The sequence below is a fragment of the Lawsonibacter faecis genome, assembly GCF_014287675.1.
Taxonomy (GTDB): domain Bacteria; phylum Bacillota; class Clostridia; order Oscillospirales; family Oscillospiraceae; genus Pseudoflavonifractor; species Pseudoflavonifractor faecis.
This window is the reverse complement of record NZ_JACOPQ010000005.1, coordinates 12,593-34,750: the sequence shown is the minus strand read 5'-3', so window position 1 is coordinate 34,750 and position 22,158 is coordinate 12,593. Positions and strand designations below refer to the sequence as shown.

18 protein-coding genes and 1 pseudogene are annotated in these 22,158 nt (G+C 65.1%); 11 read left to right on the top strand and 8 right to left on the bottom strand.

Going from position 1 to position 22,158, the window contains the following annotated elements; translation table 11 throughout:
• Window positions 1-13: 13 nt before the first annotated feature.
• Complete coding sequence (locus H8S62_RS07565) at window positions 14-1,156, bottom strand: D-alanyl-D-alanine carboxypeptidase family protein (RefSeq protein ID WP_155152088.1); 1,143 nt, start codon at window positions 1,154-1,156, stop codon at window positions 14-16.
• Between the two features lie 146 nt (window positions 1,157-1,302).
• Here H8S62_RS07565 and mobA point away from each other — a divergent pair, with 146 nt between their 5' ends.
• From mobA to H8S62_RS07550, 3 genes are all read left to right on the top strand, one after another.
• A complete protein-coding gene (mobA, locus tag H8S62_RS07560; RefSeq protein ID WP_155152086.1) occupies window positions 1,303-1,905 on the top strand; it encodes a molybdenum cofactor guanylyltransferase in 603 nt (200 codons plus the stop codon).
• A gap of 134 nt (window positions 1,906-2,039) precedes the next feature.
• Window positions 2,040-4,061: an LTA synthase family protein gene (locus tag H8S62_RS07555; protein ID WP_186918919.1), complete on the top strand. Its 2,022-nt coding sequence runs from the start codon at window positions 2,040-2,042 to the stop codon at window positions 4,059-4,061.
• Window positions 4,062-4,082: 21 nt separating this feature from the next.
• Window positions 4,083-4,310, top strand: a complete 228-nt coding sequence (locus tag H8S62_RS07550) for a hypothetical protein (protein ID WP_186918918.1) — start codon at window positions 4,083-4,085, stop codon at window positions 4,308-4,310.
• 69 nt (window positions 4,311-4,379) lie between these two features.
• Here H8S62_RS07550 and bilS read toward each other — a convergent pair whose 3' ends face one another.
• Window positions 4,380-4,892, bottom strand: a complete 513-nt coding sequence (gene bilS / locus H8S62_RS07545) for a flavodoxin family protein BilS (RefSeq protein WP_243141858.1) — start codon at window positions 4,890-4,892, stop codon at window positions 4,380-4,382.
• Between the two features lie 154 nt (window positions 4,893-5,046).
• Between bilS and H8S62_RS07540 the strand changes: the two genes are divergently transcribed.
• Window positions 5,047-5,379, top strand: a complete 333-nt coding sequence (locus H8S62_RS07540; protein WP_243141859.1) for a hypothetical protein — start codon at window positions 5,047-5,049, stop codon at window positions 5,377-5,379.
• Between the two features lie 57 nt (window positions 5,380-5,436).
• On the opposite strand, the gene H8S62_RS18010 is transcribed toward H8S62_RS07540, so the two are convergent.
• The 3 genes and pseudogenes from H8S62_RS18010 to H8S62_RS07530 all read right to left on the bottom strand — a co-directional run bounded on the left by H8S62_RS18010 (window position 5,437) and on the right by H8S62_RS07530 (window position 7,480).
• A complete protein-coding gene (locus H8S62_RS18010) occupies window positions 5,437-5,826 on the bottom strand; it encodes a hypothetical protein (RefSeq protein ID WP_243141866.1) in 390 nt (129 codons plus the stop codon).
• Between the two features lie 141 nt (window positions 5,827-5,967).
• A pseudogene (locus tag H8S62_RS18690) lies at window positions 5,968-6,222 on the bottom strand (collagen-like protein); the annotation flags it as partial.
• A 337-nt stretch (window positions 6,223-6,559) separates the two neighbouring features.
• Window positions 6,560-7,480 (bottom strand): LysR family transcriptional regulator, encoded by a 921-nt coding sequence (locus H8S62_RS07530; protein WP_155152327.1) that lies wholly within the window; start codon window positions 7,478-7,480, stop codon window positions 6,560-6,562.
• A gap of 94 nt (window positions 7,481-7,574) precedes the next feature.
• Here H8S62_RS07530 and H8S62_RS07525 point away from each other — a divergent pair, with 94 nt between their 5' ends.
• The 3 genes from H8S62_RS07525 to H8S62_RS07515 all read left to right on the top strand — a co-directional run bounded on the left by H8S62_RS07525 (window position 7,575) and on the right by H8S62_RS07515 (window position 11,256).
• Window positions 7,575-9,203, top strand: coding sequence for an FAD-dependent oxidoreductase (locus H8S62_RS07525; protein WP_186918915.1), 1,629 nt, complete (start codon window positions 7,575-7,577; stop codon window positions 9,201-9,203).
• Window positions 9,204-9,270: 67 nt separating this feature from the next.
• Window positions 9,271-10,221: a (4Fe-4S)-binding protein gene (locus tag H8S62_RS07520; RefSeq protein WP_155152323.1), complete on the top strand. Its 951-nt coding sequence runs from the start codon at window positions 9,271-9,273 to the stop codon at window positions 10,219-10,221.
• 153 nt (window positions 10,222-10,374) lie between these two features.
• The gene (locus tag H8S62_RS07515) at window positions 10,375-11,256 is read left to right on the top strand and encodes a helix-turn-helix domain-containing protein (protein ID WP_186918914.1); all 882 of its coding nucleotides are present in this window, start codon (window positions 10,375-10,377) and stop codon (window positions 11,254-11,256) included.
• 219 nt (window positions 11,257-11,475) lie between these two features.
• On the opposite strand, the gene H8S62_RS07510 is transcribed toward H8S62_RS07515, so the two are convergent.
• Window positions 11,476-12,522, bottom strand: a complete 1,047-nt coding sequence (locus H8S62_RS07510; RefSeq protein WP_173023523.1) for a GGDEF domain-containing protein — start codon at window positions 12,520-12,522, stop codon at window positions 11,476-11,478.
• Between the two features lie 163 nt (window positions 12,523-12,685).
• Between H8S62_RS07510 and H8S62_RS07505 the strand changes: the two genes are divergently transcribed.
• The 3 genes from H8S62_RS07505 to H8S62_RS07495 are packed head-to-tail and all read left to right on the top strand — an operon-like array spanning window position 12,686 to window position 15,662.
• The gene (locus tag H8S62_RS07505; RefSeq protein WP_186918912.1) at window positions 12,686-15,130 is read left to right on the top strand and encodes an excinuclease ABC subunit UvrA; all 2,445 of its coding nucleotides are present in this window, start codon (window positions 12,686-12,688) and stop codon (window positions 15,128-15,130) included.
• A gap of 20 nt (window positions 15,131-15,150) precedes the next feature.
• Window positions 15,151-15,336 (top strand): DUF4177 domain-containing protein, encoded by a 186-nt coding sequence (locus H8S62_RS07500; protein WP_155152315.1) that lies wholly within the window; start codon window positions 15,151-15,153, stop codon window positions 15,334-15,336.
• A complete protein-coding gene (locus H8S62_RS07495; protein WP_173023865.1) occupies window positions 15,333-15,662 on the top strand; it encodes a TIGR04076 family protein in 330 nt (109 codons plus the stop codon). The genes H8S62_RS07500 and H8S62_RS07495 overlap by 4 nt, the downstream gene beginning before the upstream one ends.
• A 63-nt stretch (window positions 15,663-15,725) precedes the next feature.
• Here the strand turns inward: H8S62_RS07495 and H8S62_RS07490 are convergent, their stop codons facing one another.
• Entirely contained in the window at window positions 15,726-16,796 is a 1,071-nt protein-coding gene (locus H8S62_RS07490) for a M24 family metallopeptidase (RefSeq protein WP_186918911.1), read from the bottom strand.
• 272 nt (window positions 16,797-17,068) lie between these two features.
• Here H8S62_RS07490 and H8S62_RS07485 point away from each other — a divergent pair, with 272 nt between their 5' ends.
• The gene (locus H8S62_RS07485) at window positions 17,069-18,265 is read left to right on the top strand and encodes a collagen-like protein (protein WP_243255495.1); all 1,197 of its coding nucleotides are present in this window, start codon (window positions 17,069-17,071) and stop codon (window positions 18,263-18,265) included.
• 61 nt (window positions 18,266-18,326) lie between these two features.
• Here H8S62_RS07485 and H8S62_RS07480 read toward each other — a convergent pair whose 3' ends face one another.
• Window positions 18,327-22,154 (bottom strand): M14 family metallopeptidase, encoded by a 3,828-nt coding sequence (locus H8S62_RS07480; protein ID WP_186918908.1) that lies wholly within the window; start codon window positions 22,152-22,154, stop codon window positions 18,327-18,329.
• Window positions 22,155-22,158: the final 4 nt, after the last annotated feature.

The following is a 22,158-nucleotide window of genomic DNA, read 5'->3' as shown; positions in this document are numbered from 1 at the left end:
TTTTTTCTGTATTTTACCCCGCCATAAAGAGGGTCTTGAGGAATTTCATGAAGATACCGGGCACAGTGAGCCGTTCCACGGCCTCCCCGGCGACGATGGGGATGGTCTGCAGGGTCTCGCCGTTTACCTTCACCACCATCTCGCCCAGCTTCTGCCCCTGCTCCACGGGGGCTTCCACATTTTCGCAGAGGCTCAGCTCGGTGGTGACGCTGTTCACATCGGCCTTGTCGATGAGAATGCGGCTGGACCGGCTGAGCTGGGGCTGTACCTGGTCCCTGGTGCCCAGCAGCACGTCGATGGGGGGCAGGGCCTGGTTGGGCTGCACATCCATGAGGGTGTAGTTGGCAAAGCCGAAGCTCAGGAGGCTCTTGGCGGTCTCAAACCGCTTCTCGGAGGTAGGGGCCTTCATCACCACGGCGATGAGCTCCATCCCGTCCCGCTCCGCCGTGGCGGAGAGGCAGTAGAGCGCGGAGTCGGTGGACCCGGTTTTCAGCCCCGTGGCCCCCTCGTAGAAACGGATGAGCTTATTGGTGTTGGCCAGCTGGAAGGCCCCGTCCCGGATGGAGTCCATCCAGATGGTGGTGAACTCCCGGATGCCCGGGTGGTTCAAAATCAGCTCCCGGGACATGAGGGCGATGTCGTGGGCGCTGGTCAGATGGCCCGCCGCGGGCAGGCCGGTGCAGTTGAGGAAGTGGGTGTCGCTCATGCCCAGCTCGGCGGCGCGCTCATTCATCCGCTCCACGAAGCCCTCCTCGCTCCCGGCCAGGTGCTCTGCGAGAGCCACGGCGGCGTCGTTGCCGGACACCACCGCCACGCACTTGAGCATGTCGTGGACGGAAAACTGTTCGCCCTCCTTCATATACACCTGGCTGCCGCCCATGCCGGCGGCGTGGGCGGATACCTGCACCATGTCGTCCATGGAGAGGCGGCCCGAGTCGATGGCCTCCATCACCAGCAGGAGGGTCATGACCTTTGTGACGCTGGCGGGCTCCAGCTTGTCGTGGGAATTCTGCTCAAAGAGGATGGTCCCGGTCTCCTTCTCCATCAGGATGGCGGAGCCGCAGTCGGTGGCCGGCGCGCCGGAGACGGCGGAGGCCGGGGCGGCGGGGAGGACCAGAAGCGCGGCCGCCAGAGCGGCCGCCAGCAATTTTTTCATGTGGTGTTTCCTCCATATTTTCAGCAATTGATTTCTACCCAAAAGGATATGGAATTGGAAGGGGTTCTATACAGAACTGAAAAAATTTGATAGACTGTAAAAAATGGTTGAAACACTTATTCCCACAGGGGAGAGGAGACGGAAACATGGATACGTTGGCGGTCATTCTGGCGGGCGGGCAGTCCCGGCGCATGGGCCGGGACAAGGGGACGCTTCCCTTTGACGGCGTGCCCCTGCTGGAGGCCACGGCCCGGAAGTATCAGGGCGTTTTCGACGCGGCGGCGGTCTCGGTGGACCGGCCGGGCCGATATCCGGGCCTGGGACTCCCGGAGCTGCCCGACCAGCGCCGGGGGGCAGGCCCCCTGGCGGGGCTGGAGGCGGCCTTCACCCTCACCGACGCCCGGACGGTTTTCCTCACCGCCGTGGACCTGCCCTTTGCCGACGCCGATCTGGCCCGGCGGCTGGTGGAGCTGCGGGGGAATGCCGACGTTTGCATCATCCGCCGCGGCCAGGGCGGGCGGGAACCCACCTTCGCGGTTTACGGACGGAGCTGCCTGCCCCACATCACCGCCTGCCTGGACGCCGGGGAGCGGGCTTTCCGCGCCTTTTTCCCCCTGGTGGAGGTCCGTCAGGTGGCGGAGGCGGAGCTGCCGGGCTGGGATCTGGACCGGGTGCTCCTGAATGTGAACCGCCCCGAGGACTACCGGCGGGCCCTGGACCTCCTGCATCAGGGCGCTGCGGGCCTGTGAGCTGAAAAACAGGTTTCGGCGTCCGGGGAAGCTGCTCTCAGCAAAACGCCCATGCACACGACTGCCGGGGACTCTAGTCCCGGCCCGCCGTGCCGCAGCGCCCCGTTTCCCACAGAAAGAGAGAGGGTGCCGCTATGAAGGGAACACGCCTACAAAAGCCGGATACGGGCCTGGGCCGCGCCGTACCCTATCTGCCCCTGCTCTGGTTCCCGGCGGTAATTTTCTGCCAGGAGCTTGTGGTCAGGTGCTGGGCCTTCGGCGCGGCCCTCGACCGGGGCATCGGCTTTACCCTGCTCTTTTCCCTGGCCCTGGGCCTGGTCTGCGACTTTTTCTGCTGCCTCTGGGGGGAGCGTGGAAACCGCCGGTGCTCCGTGGTCCTCTCGGCTCTTCTCACGTTCTGGCTCCTGGTCCAGACGGTCTATTTCACCATATTCAAGACCTTCCTGACGGTCTACTCCCTGGGCGGCGCCGGACAGGCGCTCCAGTTCTGGCGGGATATTCTGGCGGGCGTGGGGGAGGCGTGGCTGCCCCTCGCTTTGCTGCTGGCGCCGCCGGCGGTATTGTGCCTTTTTGGCCGCCCCTTTACTCCCAAGGCCAGGGCGGGGCGGAGGACCCTCATTTGGCTGGCCGCCTGCGCCGCTGCAGTTCAGTTGACCGGTGCGCTGGCGGTGAACGCCTCCACCGCCGGGGTCCTCTCCGACGGCTACCTCTACAGTGAGACCTTCGTCCCCGACCTGTCGGTCGCCCGCTTCGGCGTGCTGACCACTCTGCGGCTGGACCTCAGGCAGCTCTTTTTCGGGTCGGAGCCGGAGTCGGGGCCGACGCCCACGGTCGTCCCCACGGCCGTCCCCGGCCCCTCTGCGCCTCCCGCCGAACCCACCGCCGCCCCGGAGCCCACCTTCGCGGTTTACGGCGAAAACACGATGGACATCGACTTTGCCGCTCTCGCCGGGGCGGAGACCGACGAGACGCTGAAAAAGCTGCACGCCTACTTCGCCCAGGTGCAGCCCACGGACCAGAACGCGTATACCGGCCGCTTCGCCGGGAAAAACCTGATTCTGATGACCGCCGAGGGCTTCTCCCGCTTCGCCGTGGACGAGGCGCTGACGCCCACCCTGTACCGCCTGGCCAACACGGGCTTTGTTTTTGAGAATTTCTATAACCCTCTCTGGTGGGTTTCCACCCTGGACGGGGAGTACGTAGCCAACACCTCCCTCATCCCAAAGCCCGGGGTCTGGTCCATGTACAAGTCCGGCTCCAACAGCATGTACTTCTGCCTTGGAAATCAATTCCGCCGCCTGGGCTATGAGACCAACGCCTATCATAACCACACCTGGGACTACTACAGCCGGGATATCTCCCACCCCAACATGGGCTACGTCTACAAGGGCCTGGGCCACGGCCTGGACGTAAGGGCCACCTGGCCGGAGTCGGATCTGGAGATGATGGAGCTCACCGTCCCCGAGTATGTGGGGGAAGCGCCCTTCCACACCTATTACATGACGGTCAGCGGCCACATGAACTATACCTTTGCAGGCAACGCCATGGCGTACAAGCACAGGAACGCGGTGGCGTCTCTCCCCATGAGCGAGGGGCCGCGGGCATATCTGGCCTGTCAGATGGAGCTGGACCTGGCCCTGGAAAGCCTCCTGAGGCAGCTGGAGGCCGCAGGGGAGCTGGAGAACACCGTCATCTGCCTCTCCGCCGACCACTACCCCTACGGCATGGAGAAATTCCAGCTGGACGAGCTGGCGGGGGAGGATCTGGATATGCGCTTCGACGTATACCGCAGCACCTGGATTTTGTGGAGCGGGGACATGGAGGAGCCGGTGACGGTGGAAAAGCCCTGTTCCTCTCTGGACATCCTGCCCACCCTCTCAAATCTCTTCGGCCTGGAGTACGACTCCCGCCTGCTGATGGGCCGGGACGTGTTCTCCCAGAGCCCTGCCCTGGTGGTCCTCTCCGACCGCAGCTTCATCACGGACCTGGGCCGGTACGACTCCAAGGCGGACGTCTTCACCCCGGCCGAAGGCGCCGCGGTCCCCGAGGGCTATGCCTCGGAGGTCCTGCGCCGTGTCAACGATATGTTTTTCTACTCCAAGCTGATTCTGGAGAACGATTACTACGCCAAAATCGGGCTGGCTGTGGAACATTAGCACCGGACAGGAGGAAGAGCGATGGATCAGCAATCACTGAGCGCGGTCATCCGGGAGCAGACCGAGCGGGCCTTATGGGAGGTCAAAAACGTCATTGACTGCGTACCGGACGCGCTCTGGGATATGCCCTGCTGCGACGCGCCCCTCTGGCAGCATATTTACCACATGCTCCACTCGCTGGACCTGTGGCTCGTCAATCCCCGGAGCAAAGCCTATACGGAACCCGCGTTTCATGTTGAAAACCACTGACCTTCAACGGCGCAGGCGGCCCCAAAAATAATCAGGGCGCAGCCGCTGTAGCGGCTGCGCCGTCGTTCTCTACTGCCGATTTACGATATCCCGCGCAAATTCCGCCGCCCGGGCCAGATCCTGCTCGTCCGGGTGAGAGAGGGCGTGGTCAAAGTTGGCGAGGAAGCCGGCGATTTTGGTGTCGTCGGGGTGCTCGTGGGCCATTCCCTCGTAGCGCCTGCGGACGGCGGCGGGCATCCTGCCCTGGCACATCCAGCTTCCCAGCAGCGTGCAGTCCTCCGGGAGCAGGGCCTCGGTCCGCTGCGCGATGGCGTCGAAGTAGGCCTGGCTCACGCCGAAGCCCGCCGTGCCGAAAAGGGCCACCCTTCTGCCGCCCAGCTTTTGGAGAAGGGACTGCACATCCTGGGGACAGAGGCCCTTGTCGGTCCAAAAGCCCACGAAAACCGTCTCCTCCGCCGGGACGGGGGTGTCCGGCCCGATGGCCTCCAGCCGGACCTCGCCCGCCGGGAGGGCGGCCGCGACGGCCTCCGCCACGGCCTTGGTGTTTCCAGTGCTGCTGGCGTATAAAACTGCGTAACGCATCATACGGCCTCCTTATCTAAAAGTTTTCCACAGTCTATCACGAATAGGTGGAAAAGAAAAGCGTAGATAGTTCCCAGCGGAGCGCCGGGGGCTTGCCGCAGAGCAAAGAAAACAGTATAATAGATCATTATCACGCAGACAGGGAGGAAAAATGATGGGGGAACTGTTTTTGCCGGTCCTGTCCCATTTTCAGAATCAAAACACCTGGATTTCCAGCCAGGGCAGGCTGCGCTACAAGGTGGTCCCCGACGGGGAGGAGCTGAAGAGCGAGGTGTGGGAGGGCCCCTGGGAGTATGCCCTGTCCACTGTGGAGGGGGCCGGGACCTTTCCCATGAGCGAGGAGGGACTGGGGTCTCTGGCGGCGTGGCTGGAGGGCTGGGCCGCCGATGTGAACGCCCGCCCCCGGCGTACCCTGGAGGAGGACATCGAACGCCGGGAGGCCGTCAAGCGCGAAAAAGAGGCGCAGGCGGCGCAGCAGCAGGGATAAGCGGAAGGCCGGGAGGTACCACCTCCCGGCCTTCCTGCATACTCCCGGCGTATGCGCTCAGCGGTTGAGCTGGAGGACCGTGATGGTCGCGGTGCCGTCGGAGCTCTGCACATTGCTGTTGTAGGTCAGAGAGAAGCGGGTCTCCGCCGGGACGTAAATAATGATGGAATTGGAGCCGTAGGCGCTGGTCACATTAAAGCCGGTTTTAAAGTAAATGCCGTACTCGATGTGGGAAGCGCCGTTATAAAACGGGGTGATTTGCATATAGCCCGGGGTGCTCAGGAGCGTGGATACATGGTAGGAGATAAGATAGTACCCCGGCGCGAGGGTGATGCGGGTGGTGTCGGTCAGGACAATCTGCCCGGTGGGGTCCGCCGTGACCGTCCCCAGCGGGATCTGAGCGGCGTTGACAAAGGGAATGGCGAACGTGGCAAAGGCGGCGAACACGTCCGGGGGCGGCGTGCCCGTGGCTCCGGTCGGACCCGTGGCGCCTGTCGGACCCGTGGCGCCTGTCGCGCCCGGGAGCCCCTGCGGCCCGGCAGGTCCCTGGGAACCGGCCGCGCCCGTCGCGCCGGCAGGCCCCATTGGTCCCTGAGGCCCCACGGGCCCCTGTGCGCCGATGGGCCCCTGCGCCCCCGCGGGACCGGTCGCGCCCTGCGCCCCCGCGGGTCCTGTGGCTCCTGTGGGGCCCTGGGGTCCGGCAGGGCCCGCTGCCCCGGTGGCGCCACGGGGTCCCACGGCGCCCGGAGTCCCGGCGGGGCCGACTGCTCCGGTGGGTCCCATGGGCCCCCTGGGGCCGGTAGGGCCTTGAGATCCCGCCGGTCCCTGCGCCCCTGTGGGGCCGGGGATGGAACAAATACGCACGGTCTCCGGCGCGGGGCACGGCCGGCAGACCGGACGGTATGGATCGAAGTTCATAGCAGAAAACCTCCACGCCAGTTTATGACGCGGAGGTATGGTTGGTTCATGGCGTCTTCAGCCGCCGTAAGCGGCGCAGTTTGTCAAAGAAGGCTGCATGAGGGATAGGGCTCTATTTCTTGGAGAAAAGTCGCCCATCCGTCATGAGGAGTGTCATTTTTGAGGCTCATGTCCCCAGAAATAACGGAGATTCTTTTGACTGCGTCGTCCGCGGACGACGCAACTGTGTAGTGTTTTCTCTGCGGAGGTTTTTTTGGCAGGCTCAGCCGCCGTAGGCGGCGGCTATTTCGATGAAGCGGCGCAGAGCGCTGGTGGGCACCTTGTTGCGGTGGTAGCAGAGGTGGAAGGCCCGGTCCCAGGCGCAGTCGTGGACGTTCACCCGGCACAGCTCGAAGCGCTCCAGCTCCTCCCGCACCAGCCGCTCGGAGAGGACGGCCAGCCCGTACCCACGGATGGCGGCCTGCTTGATGGCGGTGGTGGAGTTGCAGGCCCACTTGAGGTTCAGCGGCAGCCGCCGCCCGGTCATAAAGTCCTCGAAGAGCGCCCGGGTGCCGCTGCCCTGCTCCCGCAGGAGAAAGGACTCCCCCGCCAGCTCCTCCGCCTCCACCTCGGTCCGGCCCGCGAAGGGGTGGGAGGCGGCGCAGACCAGAATGAGCCGGTCCCGGATGATGGGCCGGGCCACGATCTCCTCCCGGCGGATGCTGCCCTCCACAATGGCGGCGTCCAGCTCGTTCTGGAGCAGCTTCTGCTCCATGATGCGGGTGTTGTCCACCTGGACGGAGAGGTCGATATCGGGCAGGGCGGCGCGCAGCTCATCCAAAATGGGGCAGAGTACCGTACTGCCCACGGTGAGGGTACCGCCCACCCGCAGGGCCGGGCGGAGGGCCGCCCCCTGCATCAGCTCGGAGAGCTGGTCGAAGGAGTCGGCCACGCAGGCGGCGTGGGCGCGCAGCAGCTCCCCCGCCGGGGTGAGGAAGAGCTCCTTGGGATAGCGCTCAAAGAGCTTCACCTTATACAGCTTTTCCAGCTCCGAGATGGTCTGGGAGACTGTGGGCTGAGAGACGTAGAGCCTGGCCGCCGCCTCGCTCATGTTCCGGGTCTCGGCCACGGCCAGAAAGGTTTTCAGATGCCGCATCGTGACCAAATACACCACGCCCTTCTTATACAGTATCGGTTTTTCCAATCCATTCTATCTGATTTTACTATTTTACCTGATCGCATACAAGTGTTAAGATTATCACAATGGCTGAAATGTGAGCCCAGAAAGGACAGATGTTATGAAGGTTCTGGTTATCGGCGGCGTGGCCGCGGGCACCAAGGCTGCCGCCAAGCTCAAGCGGGAGGACCCCTCCGCCGAGGTGCTCCTCCTCAACAAGGGCGCGAATATTTCCTACGCGGGCTGCGGCCTGCCCTACTACGTGGGCGGCGTGATTCACGACAAGGCCGAGCTCATCGTCAACACCCCCGAGAAGTTTGCAATGCTCACCGGCGTGACCGTGCAGTGCGGCGTGGAGGCGATTTCCCTGGACCGGGCCGCGAAGACCGTCACCGCCCGGAGCCTCCAGGACGGCACGGAGAGCGTCCACAGCTACGACAAGCTGGTCGTCGCCGTGGGCGCGTCTCCCGTGGTGCCTCCCATTGAGGGCGTGGGCCTCAAAAACGTCTTCTTCCTCCGCACGCCCGAGGATGCGATTGCCCTCCGGGAGACCCTGGAGTCCGGCGAGATCCGCCGGGCCGTGGTGGTGGGCGGGGGCTACATCGGCCTGGAGACCGCCGAGAACCTGGCCGCCCGGGGCATCCGCACCACCGTGCTGGAGATGCTCCCCCAGATTCTGCCCGGCTTCGACCCCGAGCTGGCCGAGTACGCCGAGAACCGCCTGGCCGACAAGGACATTATGGTCTTTACCGGCGAAAAGGTCAACGCCCTGGTGGGCGAGGAGAGGGTGGAACGGGTCCAGTGTGAGAACCGGAAGATGAAGACCGACCTGGTCATCCTCTCCACGGGCATCCGGCCCAACACCGCGTGGCTTCAGGACAGCGGGCTTGAGATGTTCAAGGGCACCCTCCTCACCGACCTCCACGGCCGCACCAACGACCCGTCCGTCTGGGCCCTGGGCGACTGCGCCATGGTACATAACCTTATCACCGGCGAGAGCGCCTGGTCCCCCATGGGCTCCACCGCCAACATCGCCGCTCGGAGCGCTGCCAAAAATATGGCCGGCGCCGAGTGCGACTACCTGGGCGTGCTGGGCACCGCCGTGTGCCATCTGCCCGAGCTGAACGTTGGCCGCACCGGCCTCACCGAGGCCCAGGCCGCGGCGGCCGGGTTCGACGCCGTCAGCGCCACCTGCGTGGTGGGGGACAAGGCCCATTACTACCCCGGCTCCGGCGAGTTCATCATCAAGGTCATCGCCGACCGCTCCACGACCCGCCTGCTGGGCGTCCAGGTGCTGGGCGCCGGCGCGGTGGACAAGGTGGTGGACGTGGCCGTCGCCGCCATCGCCATGAAGGCCGCGCTCTCCGACCTCGCCAACCTGGACTTTGCCTACGCGCCCCCCTTCTCCACCGCCATCCACCCCTTCGCCGCCGCGGTGCAGATTCTGCAGAACAAGCTCTCGGGCGCGCTGGTAAGCGTCACTCCCGCTGAGTACAAGGCGGGCAAGGCCGAGGGGTACCGGGTGGTGGATGTGGGAATGCAGCCCTCCATTCCCGGCGCCGACTGGCTGGACCTCACCGCCATCGGCGGCGTGGTCCCCGGCTACGCTGTGGATGAGAAGCTCCTCCTGGTGTGCGCCAAGGGCAAGCGGGCCTACCTGACCCAGAACCGCCTGCGCCACTACGGCTACACCGACACCCTGGTGCTGGAGGGCGGCGTGACCGTCAACGGCAGCGAGCTGGTGAAATAAACTGCGCTGTAACCGGCCGTCTGCGGCCGCTGTATAGAATGAAAAAGAAACGGGAGAGAATGTAAGAATGGCTTGTACGATCAAACCGGAGGACATCAAGCGTGTGAAGGCGCTGGGCTTCCTGAACAACAAGGGCACTGATTGCTTTAACGGCCGGATTATCACGGTAAACGGCAAAATTACCGCCAAACAGAACGCCGCCATTGCTGAGGCGGCGGAGAAATTCGGCAGCGGCACGGTGGTCTTCACCTCCCGCCTGACGGTGGAGGTCCCCGGCGTGCACTACGACAATATAGAGCCCTTCCGCGCCTTCCTGGCCCAGGCCGGGCTGGAGACGGGCGGCACCGGGTCCAAGGTCCGCCCCGTGGTGGCCTGCAAGGGCACCACCTGCCAGTACGGCCTGCATGACACCTTCGGCCTCTCCGAGGAGATCCACGAGCGGTTCTACAAGGGCTACGCCGGCGTGAAGCTGCCCCACAAGTTCAAGATCGCCGTGGGTGGCTGCCCCAACAACTGCGTGAAGCCCGACCTGAACGACCTGGGTATCATCGGCCAGCTCATCCCCAATTTCGACGGCGACGAGTGCAACGGCTGCAAGAAGTGCGGCGTGGCCGAGATCTGCCCCATCGGCGCGGCGGTGCTGGAGGACGGCGAGCTGAAGCTGGACGCGCAGGCGTGCAACAACTGCGGCCGCTGCGTGGACCAGTGCCATTTTGACGCCATGGACGGCGGCACCTTTGCCTACAAGATCTACATCGGCGGTCGCTGGGGTAAGAGCGTGGCCGTGGGCAAGGCCCTCGGCAAGCTCTTCGCCACCAAGGAGGAGGCCCTCTCCGTCATCGAAAAGGCCCTGCTGCTCTACCGTGAGCAGGGCAAGACCGGCGAGCGCTTCGCCACCACCATTGAGCGCCTGGGCTTCGAGCATGTGGAGCGCGAGCTCCTCTCCGACGAGATTCTGGAGCGCAAGCAGACCATCCTGGATGCCCAGCTCCATCTGGTGGGCGGCGCAACCTGCTGATTGGAGTCAAAAAACACGCTGCAAGGCCATTGCTTTGCAGCGTGTTTTTTTCGTATAATCGTGTCAGCCGGGCCCTGACATCGTGCCGCACGGAATGTCAGGAAGCTCAGCGGCGTTTCGTCTATGATAGAGGCATACGGAAGAGGTGGAGACATGGATTGGATTACCGGCATTCAGCGGGCCGTGGACTATGTGGAGGCGCACATCACCGAGCCAATCGACTATGAGGCGGCGGCGGGTCAGGCGTACTCGTCCAGCTTTCATTTTCAGCGGGTGTTCAGCATCCTGTGCGGCTACACGCTGGGGGACTATATCCGGTACCGGCGGCTTACACTGGCCGGGACCGAGCTGTCATGCTCCGGCATCCGGGTGATCGACGCCGCATACAAATACGGCTACGACTCCCCCGAGAGCTTCAGCCGGGCGTTCACCCGGTTCCACGGGGTGACGCCGTCCCATGCCCGGCAGGCCGGCGCAGCGCTCAAATCCTTCTCACCGCTCTCCGTAAAACTGATTTTAGACGGAGGAAACACCATGAATTACCGCATTGAGACCGTAGACGCGTTTCAGCTCATCTGCAAAAAGTGGAAGCAGGAGTCCGGGAAGGCCGAGCTGCCGGTGGAGGAGATCTCCCGCTTCTGGCAGGCGTGCATGGCGGACGGCACCATTGACGCATTATGCAGGTATATCCCCGGGCGTCCTGTTTTCGGGGACAATATCGTGGGCGCCAGCTTGGGCAGGGACGCCGCCGACCCGCAGTATCCCTACGCCATCGGCGCCCACTACAACGGCCTGCCCGTCACCGACCCCGGCCTGACGGTGGAGGAGATCCCCGCCCACACCTACGTGGTGTTCCCCTGCTCCGGCAAGATGCCGGAGGCGCTCCAGGCGCTCTACGTGCAGATCTGCAGCGAGTTTTTCCCCGGCAGCGAGTATCAGCCCTGCGGCGGCGCGGATTTTGAGGCCTACCCCTCCGCGGATGTGAGCAATCCGGACTATGCCTGCGAAATCTGGGTGGCGGTGGAGAAGAAGTGACGCAGACACTCGGCGTGCGTGTTTCAATATGTTCTCCATTCAATTGAAAGAGAGACGGGCCGCAGAGTAAGCTCTGCGGCCCGTCTCTTTGAAAAGAGGGCGAATCGTTGGAATCGACACCAAACGAAACATGGGCCATAATCTGCCGCCGAACCGGCGCGCCTTCCGGACCTGCCGGCGTCCGCCGTAATGCAGTCATGCCTGCTCCTGGGAGAAGCGCTACCAGACCACGCAGTTCTTCCCCCGCGCCTTGCCCTCGTAGAGCCGGGCGTCGGCCATGCGAATCAGCCGGGCGGAGTCCATCTCCCCGTCCCGGGGACACAGGCCGAAGGTCATCGTAATGCGGATGTCCTGCTTCTCGTGGGGAAAGGCGTGCCCCTCAATGTCCCGCAGCAGGGCGGACACCGTGGCGGAGACCTCCTCCGGCCCCTGGCCGGGGAAGAGCAGCAGGAATTCCTCCCCGCCCCAGCGGCAGAGGGTCGCGCCGTCGCCGCAGCGGCGGGTCATGAGGGCTGCCAGCTCCCTGAGGACGAAGTCTCCGCAGGCGTGGCCGTAGGTGTCGTTCACGGCCTTGAAGTCGTCCACATCCCCCATTGCGAGGACAAGGGGGGCGTCCATCGCCGCATTGAGCCGCGTCAAAAAGGCCCGGCGGTTGAGAAGTCCGGTGAGCTGGTCGTGGTCGGCCAGCCTGGCAAGGCTTGCGTTTTCGTCCTGCAGGGCCTTACGGGTCACCGCGGCGGAGAGTCCGGAGGCAAAGGCGGCATATAGGATGATGGCGAAGCAGGCACAGGCGCTGTAGAGGTAGAGCGCGCTGGATATCCAGCCGGAGGGCGCGGGATAGCAGGCCGTGCCGCCGATGGACCAGAGCCGCAGCGCCAGGAAGACCGCTATCTCCAGGGCGGAGAAGAGATAGGGGATGTACCGCCGCTGAAAGGGGCAGAAGTACACCAGGGAGGCCATGGCGATGAGGTAGAGGTGGGTGCCCAGGCTCCAGCCGCCCAGCACGGTGGCGGCGATGACAAAGAGGCAGACCTCCAAATGGATGAGGGACACCGCCAGCCGGAACATGCCCCGCCGGGCAGCCACGAACATGACGAGATAGAAGGCCACGCTGCACACGTTGTATACCACCAGGGCTGTGAAGGACAGCAGCGCGTAAATAACCACGAAGGAGGCGTGGCAGAAGATGGCCAGCGTGATGATCTGCAGATAGACCCGCCGGGCGTACCGGTCGGTGGAGCCGGGGGAAGCGGTGACATCTGCCAAGACGAAACACCTCCCTTTCAGAGGAATATCCAATTTTGCTGTAACCAGTATAGCACAAAATCCCAGTTTGGGAATACACAATCGGCAGGAGAGAGAAAAAAGCGCCCGCAGTTGAAGCGGGCGGGGGAATCCGCTATACTGGAGATAAAAAGGGAGGGAGCGTATGGCGAAGCGGATCCACATTGAGAACGCCCGGGAGGGCAATCTGAGGGACCTCACCGTGGACATCCCCCGGGACAAACTGGTGGTCCTCACCGGTGTGTCCGGGTCGGGCAAGTCCACCCTGGCGGTGGACCTCCTCTACCAGGAGTGTCAGCGGCAGTACCTGGAGGCCATGGGCTGGCAGGGCATCGGCAGGCCCAGGGTGGGCGCGGTACGGGGGCTGTCCCCGGCCGTCCTGATCTCTCAGCGCAGGGCGGCCAACCGCAACCCGCGCTCCACCGTGGGCACCGCCACCAACCTCTATACCGAGCTGCGCATGGTGTACGAGAAGCTGGGCGTTCGCAGATGTCCCCACTGCGGGGAGCTTGTCTCGTCCGCCGACTGCCGGGAGGAGACCGAAAAGCGGGACGGGGAGTTTAAGGTCTATATGTACTGCTGCCGCTGCGGGGTGCGGATGGACAAGCTCACCCGCACGGAGTTCTCCCACAACACCCGGGAGGGGGCATGTCCCCGTTGCGAGGGCCTGGGCAGCGTGATGGCGGTGAACCGGGCGGCTGCCGTCCGGGAGGAGCGCTCCCTGGAGGACGGGGCGGTACCGATATGGGAGGGCAGGTACAGGGAGTATCAGACGGGGGTGGTTTACGCCGCTTTTGCCCATTACGGCGTCCCGATTGCGCCGAATACCCCCGTCGCGGCCTTTTCTCCCATCCAAAAGGCCATTTTGTACGACGGCGTGGAGTGCGAGGCGATCAAAACCACGTCAGTGGAGAAAAAACCGCCGAAAAACGTGCAGGATGGGCGTTTTGAGGGGGTCGTCCCCCTCCTGTGGCGCAGGCTGGGAGAAAAACAAGGGGATTTGAAGGGCCTGGAGCCCTATTTCTCCCAGGCCCTCTGTCCGGACTGCGGCGGTGAGCGGTTAAACGCCGAAAGCCGTGCGGTGACGGTGATGGGGCGGCGTCTGCCGGAGCTCTCCGCCCTCTCGCTGGAGGAGCTGTACGCCTGGCTGGGGGAGCTGGAGGAGAGCCTCGCCGGCGGGGCGAGAGACATGACGGCGCCGTACCTGCTGGACCTGCGGACCAAGCTGCGGCGGTTCCTGGCCGTGGGTCTTGGCTACCTCTCACTGGATCGGCAGGCCATGACCCTCTCCGGCGGCGAGAGCCAGCGCATCAAGCTCTCCGCCGCCCTGGACGGGGGCATGACCGGGCTTATCTACATCCTGGACGAGCCCACCGTGGGCCTCCACCCCAGGGACACGGCGGGCATGATAGGTATTTTGAAGGAGCTGTGCGGTCAGGAGAACACCGTGCTGGTCATTGAGCACGACCCGGACGTGATGGCGGCGGCTGACCATATCATCGACCTGGGCCCCGGCGCGGGGCGGCACGGAGGGACGGTGGCGGCCGCCGGGACTCTGGAGGAGCTGAGGGGAAACCCCGCCTCGGTCACCGGGGCCTGGCTGGCAAAGGGACAGACGGTCCGGGAGCGGGTGCGCCGGGGAAACGGGCGGTTTGTGGAAATCCGGGGGGCGACCCTCCACAATTTAAAGAATGTGTCCGTCCGGTTCCCGGAGGGCTGCGTGTCCGCCGTCACCGGCGTATCCGGATCGGGCAAGTCCACGCTGATTTTCGATGTACTGGCCAAGGGGTGCGGCTGCGCAGAGGTGGCCGGACTGGAGGACTTCGACCAGGTGGTGGCCATCGATCAGGCGGCCGTCACCCGGATGAAGCGCTCCAACGTAGCCACCTACTCCGGCCTCTACGGGGAAATCCGCAGGCGGTTTGGGGAGAGCGCCCAGGCCGGGGCCGCTGGGCTGACGGCCCGGGATTTCTCCTTCAACACCCCGGACGGGCGGTGCGAGGCCTGCCAGGGGATGGGGGTGGTGAAGAGCAACCTCCTCTTTTTCGAGGATGTGGAGGTGCCCTGTCCGATCTGCGGCGGCAGGCGCTTCCGGGAGGAGGTGCTGGCCGTCCGGTACGGAGGGCGGAACATCAACGAGGTTCTGGCCCTCTCCGTGGAGGAGGCCCTGGAGGCCTTCGGCGATGGTGGGAAGCTGGGGCGGATTCTGGGCCTGCTGCGGGACGTGGGCCTGGGGTATCTGGAGCTGGGGCAGAGACTCACCACCCTCTCCGGCGGCGAGGGCCAGAGGCTCAAGCTGGCCGCGGAGCTGCTGACGGGGAAGGGGAGGCGGACCCTCTACCTGATGGACGAGCCCACAGTGGGCCTCCACGGCCTGGACGTGGAGCACTTCCTCGCCCTGCTGGACCGTATGGCCGACGCCGGGAACACCATCATCCTGGTGGAGCACAACACACAGGTGATCCGCTGGGCGGATTATGTGGCCGACTTGGGGCCGGGGGGCGGCGTGAAGGGCGGCGAGGTCCTCTTCCAGGGGACCCCCCAGGCGCTGAAGGGCTGCGGGGCATCCTACACGGGAAACTATTTATAGCCGGGGAAAGGGGCGGTCATATGTACGAGTATGAGTATGTATCGGTGCAGAACGACAGAATGATGGGCGCGGAATTTACGGGCTATCAGGAGATTATCCGCACATTTGCGCAGAGGGGGTACCGCCTGGTGTGCTGTATCCCGACGAATATCATCGGTGTGCTCCAGAATTTCGATCTGGTATTTGAAAGGGAGGTAGAGACGTGAAAAAGGTAAGGATTACGGTGCTGAAGGTGACGTTCGACCAGGAGCTGGCCGGAGAGTACGGCGCGGAGGGCCTGGGGCCCTGCCCCATGCAGAAGGAGGGACAGGTGTTCTACGCGGACTTCGCCAAGCCCCAGGGGATGTGCGACGAGGCGTGGAAGGCCATGTACCAGTACGTCTTCGCCCTGGCCCACGGGACGGGTGAGGAGCTCTTTTACTACGGGGACTGGGTCAAAAAGCCCGGCGTGGCGATCTGCAGCTGCAACGACGGTCTGCGGCCGGTGATTTTCAAGCTGGAGGCCACCGATGAAGAGGCAAAAATGGGGTAGGTGCGATAACGCCGGGCGAAGCAGGCGAGGGCCGTCCAATCGGACGGCCCTCGCCTGCTTTGGTTATACAATACGAAAGTCCTTGGAGGCCTTGTTGAGGACCTCGCAGCCGTCCTCGGTGACCAGAACCAGGTCCTCTATCCGCACGCCCAATCTGCCGGGGAGGTAGATGCCCGGCTCCACGGAGAAGACCATGCCCGGTTGGGCCGGGACCGTGCTGGCGCTGGAGTTGTCGGGCGGCTCGTGGCAGTCCAGGCCGCAGCCGTGGCCCAGGCGGTGGGTGAAGTATTTGCCGTACCCTGCGTCTTCAATGACCGAGCGGGCGGCGCGGTCGATATCGCACATGGGCACACCGGGGCGAATCACGGCCTCGGCGGTCAGGTTGGCGGCCCTTACCGCCTCATAGACACGGCGGTGCTCCCCGTCCGCCCTGCGGAAGAAGACGGTGCGGGTCATGTCGCACCAGTAACGGCGGATGGGGGTAAAGAGGTCCAGTACAACCGAGTCCCCGGCGGAGATGACGGCGGCGCCGGGGGCGTGGTGGGGGTCTGCCCCGTTGGGGCCGAAACAGACCAGCTGCCCCTCGGCCGAGCGGTCCGCGCCGTTCTCGCGGTAAAGGGACTCCACCAGGGCGGCGATCTCATCCTCCCGGACGCCCTCGGTCAGGGCGGAGATGGCGCCCTCCACCACTCTGTCGTTGATGAGGGAGGCGGCGCGCATGGCGGCAATCTCGTCCGGGTCCTTGAACTTCCGGGCGTCGTCCACCGGGGCGGAGCCAAGAACCGGAGTTACGTCGCCCCTGCGGTCCAGAACGCCGATCAGAAATTTACTGGGCCAGGCTTTGTCCACGCCCAGCTTACCGGGCAGGAGCTCGTCGGAGAGCCGGGCAGTGGGATCGTCGCTGTCGGTATGGAGAATCAGCTCCAGGCCGGGCTGGGGGGAGAGACCGAAGAGCTCGTTGGCGAAGAGGGTGCAGCGGCCGTCGGCCCGGATGAGAAGGGCCAGCATTCGCTCCATCGGCTCCACCCAGAAGCCGGTGAGATAGTAGACCGAGGCGGTGGAGGAGACGATAATCTGGGAGAGACCCTGGGCGTCCATATTGGCGGCGACGCGGTCCAGGCGGGATTGGTTCATGGCGGACATCCTTTCCGGCACTAAGATTGTGTGAGGGTATTGTACTCCCTTTGGCGCTTGTCGTCCAGCCCCGGCATAGGATGGAGTGGGTCAATACCCACTTTTTCTAAGGAGGTACTACATTGAATATATACCACAATGAACCCAAATGCTGCCCGCCAGCCTGTCCGCCGCCTTGTCCCCCGCCGTGCCCCTGCCCCTGTCCCTGTCCCGGCCCCGCCGGACCCCAGGGCCCTGCTGGCCCGATGGGGCCCCAGGGGCCGACGGGCCCGATGGGCCCTCAGGGTCCGGCCGGAACCGCGGGCGCGACAGGTGCGACGGGTGCGACGGGCGCGACAGGTGCGACAGGTGCGACAGGTGCGACAGGTGCGACCGGGACCGCCGTAGCTGAGACCATTACCATTCGCAACACCCAGACCGGGGAGCCGGGGAGCGCCGCCGCCGTCGTGGACGTCAGCGGAGGGCCGGACCACGTGCTGGACTTTATTATCCCCCGGGGCGCCACCGGCCCGCAGGGCGCTGCGGGCGCAACGGGAGCGACAGGCCCCGCGGGGCCTCAGGGCGCCTCAGGCGCCACCGGAGCCACCGGACCTGCCGGCGGCCCTACCGGTCCCACCGGCGCCACGGGCGCAACCGGCGCAACCGGCGCGACAGGCGCGACAGGAGCGGCGGGGCCCACCGGGGCAGCAGGCGCCACGGGCGCGCAGGGCCCAGCCGGCCCGGCCGGACCCCAGGGAGAAGCCGGTCCGGAAGGCCCAGCCGGCCCGGAGGGACCCCAGGGAGAAGCCGGTCCTGAAGGCCCCGCCGGTCCGGAGGGACCCCAGGGAGAAGCCGGTCCCGAAGGTCCCGCCGGCCCGGAGGGACCCCAGGGAGAAATCGGCCCGGAGGGTCCCGAGGGTCCCCAGGGGGAGACTGGGCCGGCGGCCACGATTACCATCGGCACCGTCACCACCGGCGACCCGGGCACACCCGCCGAGGTGACCAATTCGGGGGACGAGTACAACGCCATCTTTGATTTTGTCATCCCCAGAGGCGAGCCGGGAGGCGGCGGCACCCTGGAGGTGCTGGGCACCGTGGACCCTGCCGCCCAGCCTACCGTCGCCGGGGGCGCGCTGATCTTCACCGACACGCCCCTGATCTCCGGCACGGCCATCACCCATCAGGCGGGTTCGCCCGACGTGGTCATCAGCCAGCCGGGCATCTATCAGGCCACCTTCCATGGCGCGGTGTCCCCGGACGCGGGCACGGCCATTCCTGCGGAGGTGACCCTCCGGCTCTATCTGGATGGGTCGCCGGTGCCGGGCGGCGTGGCCCACCACACCTTCGCCTCCTCCACCGAGGTGGCGACCCTCACCTTCAGTACGCCCTTCCGGGTGACCAGTACTCCGGCCAGCCTTGAGGTGCGGGCTGAGGAGAGCGGCTTTACCGCCGGCGATATCGCCCTGACCGTGCTGCGGCTGGGTGACTGAGCAAGAGAACGAGCGGGGGCGCAGACCACTGGTCTGCGCCCCCGCTTCAAATAGACTGCGGTTATTTCACGCTCTCCAGTGCGCCGGCGGCGCGGAGAATGATGGTGGCGAGCTCGGCGCGGGTGGCGGTACTGCCGGGGGCAAGGGACCCGGCGCTGCCGGTGAGGACGCCCTCCTGGACGGCCCAGACCATGGCGCTATGGGCCCAGGAGGCCACCGCGCTGCCATCGGAGAACTCGCCCAGGACCATGCCGCCCACGTCGGGGGAGCCGGCCATGCGGTAGAGAAGGGCGGAGAGCTCCTGGCGGGTAATGTCGCCATTGGGGTTCAGCGCGCCCGCGCTGCCGGTGAGGACGCCCTCCTGGACGGCCCAGACCATAGCGTCGGAGGCCCAGGAGGCCACCTGACTGCCGTCGGAGAACCCGCCCAGGACCATGCCGCCCACGTCGGGGGAGCCGGCCATGCGGTAGAGGATGGTGGCGGCCATCTGGCGGGAGACGCTGCCCATGGGGGAGAAGGCGGTTTTGGAGGTGCCGTTCATCAGGCCCTGGGCGGCGGCCTGGCCCACGCTCTCGGCGTACCAGCTGTTGGCGTTCACGTCGGTGTAGCGGGCGCCGGCCAGGGTCTTGGCGTCGTCGGCGGTCTTTACGCTGCCGGTGGCAACGTCGCCCACCACGGCGGCGAAAGCGGCGTTGGAGATAAAGGCGAACTCATCCCGCTGATGGACCTTGTTGGTGAGGGTGTTGGCGAAGAGGACCACATTGAGATTGGCTCCCGCCGCGCCCTTACCGTGGTACTCAATGGCCTGGACGGAGTTATTGAGGAAGTCGGCGTAGTGCTCGCCGGTGGAGGGGAGGAAGCCCTCCAGAAGCTCCTTGGAGCCGTCCAGCTGCACCAGCACCTGGGACCCCTTGGGCACGCTGGCAAAGTAGCCCGCGCCGTAGCCGTAGAGGATGTCGTCCCCCTCGGCGATGTAGCTGGCGTTCACCAGGGTCTCGGTGGGGTAGGTCACATGGGCCAGGGCGTCCATGGCGCTGTCGCCCGCAGTCTCGCGGACCAGTGCGCCCTCCTCGAAGAGGCCCGCGGCGGAGCGCATGGCGTTGGAGCCGTAGCCGATGTAGGGCTTGCCGCTCTTGACGGCGGCCAGGGCCGCGTCGTCCAGCGCCGCCGCGCCGATGATGAGGTCGGCCTTGGAGGCGTCGTCGGTGACGGTAAAGCCCAGCAGCTGCATGGACTGGCGGTCGTAATTGTACTGGGCCGCCCCGCTCACCAGAGTGGACTTGACAAAGCCCTTGTCATTGTCGGCGGGCTTGCCGGAGATGTAGACCACAGGGGCCTTGGTGAGGGACAGGGAGAGAGGGGCGTCGGCCTCGGCCACGCCGGTGCCGGTGATGAGATAGTCCCCGGAGACGGTGAGCCAGTCGGCCCAGTCGCAGAGGAAGCTGCCCTTGCTGTCGCCGGTGAGGATGACGCTGACCTCTTTGCCGTCCTGGAGCAGGGAATTGACGGCGGCGGTGGAGGCTTCGGAGGCGTTGGAGAGGATGACCTTCGCGTCCTTCACGCCCGTGAAGGAGGACTCCACACTCCACTTGTCGGAGACGGAGCTGGAGGCGGCGATGGTTTTGTATGCAGTACTCTCGGCGCATACGGCCATGTCGAAGCCGCGGGTCTTATTGAAGGCGGTGATGCCCTCGGAGTAGAGCACGGGCCACTCGGTGATGACCGTGCCGTCGTAGAGCACGCCGTTGGCCACCGAGCGCTTGGCCTGGTACATGGAGACCACGGCGGTCCCGGCGGGGTAATCCACGCCGCCGTAGTTGAAGGACTTATTGGCGGTCATGACCTTCACACCGTTGCGGGTGAGGTAGGTGAGCATCTCGTCTGCGGCCTGGAGGTTCTTCTGATTGGCGCCGTCCAGGGGAATGATGTAGCACTCGGGGTAGAAGTTGCCGTTCTGGCCCTCGCCATCGTACTCGGGCCGGAAGAGGGCGGCCTCGGCGCCCTCCACGTCGTACTGGTCGCAGAACCACTGGCCCACCAGCTCGTAGGCGTCTGAGTTGGCGTTGGTCACGCCCCGCTCGAAAATCTTGGTCTGGGCCAGGAGGTAGCTGTCCTTATTGGCGGCGATGTAGTCGGACTGGCCCAGCTGGCCGTAGGCCACGGCGGTGGCGGTGGCGTCGTTGTAGGCGGGAACCTCAACGGTGTAGGACACGGTGCCGTGGAGCATGGCGTACTGGGGGGTGTAGCTGGTGGACATGTCGTCCCAGGGGTCGTACCACTGGGTCTGGTCGGCCCCGTCGGCGGTCTTTTCGCCGGTGTAGCTCAGGTAGTCCCGCTGGGGGATGACATAGCTGTTGTAGCCGTCGTTATTGGCGACCGCGGCGATGCCGAAGGCCTCGCCGCCGGTCATCAGGTGCTCGGCCAGCAGGTCGTACTCAAAGTTGGGCTCGTGGGGGGGATCGCAGGGCTCGCACTGGAAGGTCTTCACCCGGCCGTGGAACTCGGTGAAGCTGACGGGGTTCCACTGGGCAATGAGGGCGGTCATGTTCCGGGTCTCGGCCTGGGTCTGGAAGGAGTTGTCGCGGTTGAGGTCGAAGCCGCCGGAGGAGGTGCGGGTCACGTAGGTCCGGCCCTCCACGTTCTCCTCGGGGACGATGATGAAGAAGAGATCGTCCAGCAGGTCCTTGACGGAGACGGTCTGGGTCTCGGAGGTGTAGTACTTCTCCAGATCCACCTGGCCGGAGACGCTCAGCCCCTCGCCCTTGATGTAGCCCAGATAGGTGGCGGTGTCGGACACCAGGTCGGGCACGGCCACGCTGCCCGCCGCGCCCTTTTCGCCCATCTGGGCCTGAAGCTCGGCCTCGCCCGCGGCGGTGAAGCCGGTGAGCTTGTCGTAGCTGAGCTCGCCGTCATCAGCTGCGGCCTCCAGCAGCATCCAGGCGAACTTCACGATGCCGTCGGAAGCGGAGACCTCGTTGGCGTGGACGTTGGAGTAGAGCACGGGCACCTGATAGCTGCCCAGGGTCTTGTCGTTTATCTTCTTGATGAGAGCGGCAGGGTCGCTCTCCGCCTGGGCCTTGATGGTGTTCCACTTGTCCACCGCGGCCTTGTCCTTGGCCACGATGAGGTAGGGCATATCCAGGCTCTCAAGGCCGTTGTCGCCCTGGCTCCTGCCCATGGAGAACTTCTCCACATAGAGGCCGGTGTTCTCCTCGGCGAAGGCCACCATGCTGTCGAGCTCGGCATAGATTTCCGCCATGGTATGGAAATTGTCGTAGGGGGTGATTTTCAGCGCCGCCGCGCCCAGGGCCGCGCCGTCCAGGGCGGCTGTGAGGTTGAAGTATCCGCATACGTCCAGATAGGCGCCGCCGTTGGCGTGGGGGACGCTGGGATCTACGGACCAGGCCTTGGTGTTGCGGTCCTGGACGTAAAAGTAGGGGTTGGAGTCAAAGGTGGCGGTCAGATACACCTGACCGTCCGCCGTCTCGGCGGAGCTCTTCACATTGGTGAAGAGGGGGGAGGTCCCGTCGGTGCACAGCCAGCTGTCCAGCGCCCCGCCCTGGTACTGGTTGGGGTAGAGCCCGGCGTCCAGGTATTCCCTGGCGCCGTCCCGGTCCAGGGACCAGACCACGGTCTTGGCGGCCTCCAGGGCCTGGGCCTCGGTCATGTCCACGGGAACCATGGCCTTGAAGGAGCGGGGAGTGGAGAGATTGACGACATTTCCGCCGCCGTCGCCGGAGGTGTTTTCAAAGGTGCCTGTGGCAATGGGAGCGGAGATGGGGACGGGGGCCTCCTCGGCGGACGCCGGGAGGACGGCCAGCGACAGGCACATGGCCAGGGCCAGTACCAGCGCCAGCCACTTTTGGGTGGTCTTAACGGCGTTTTTCATGGGG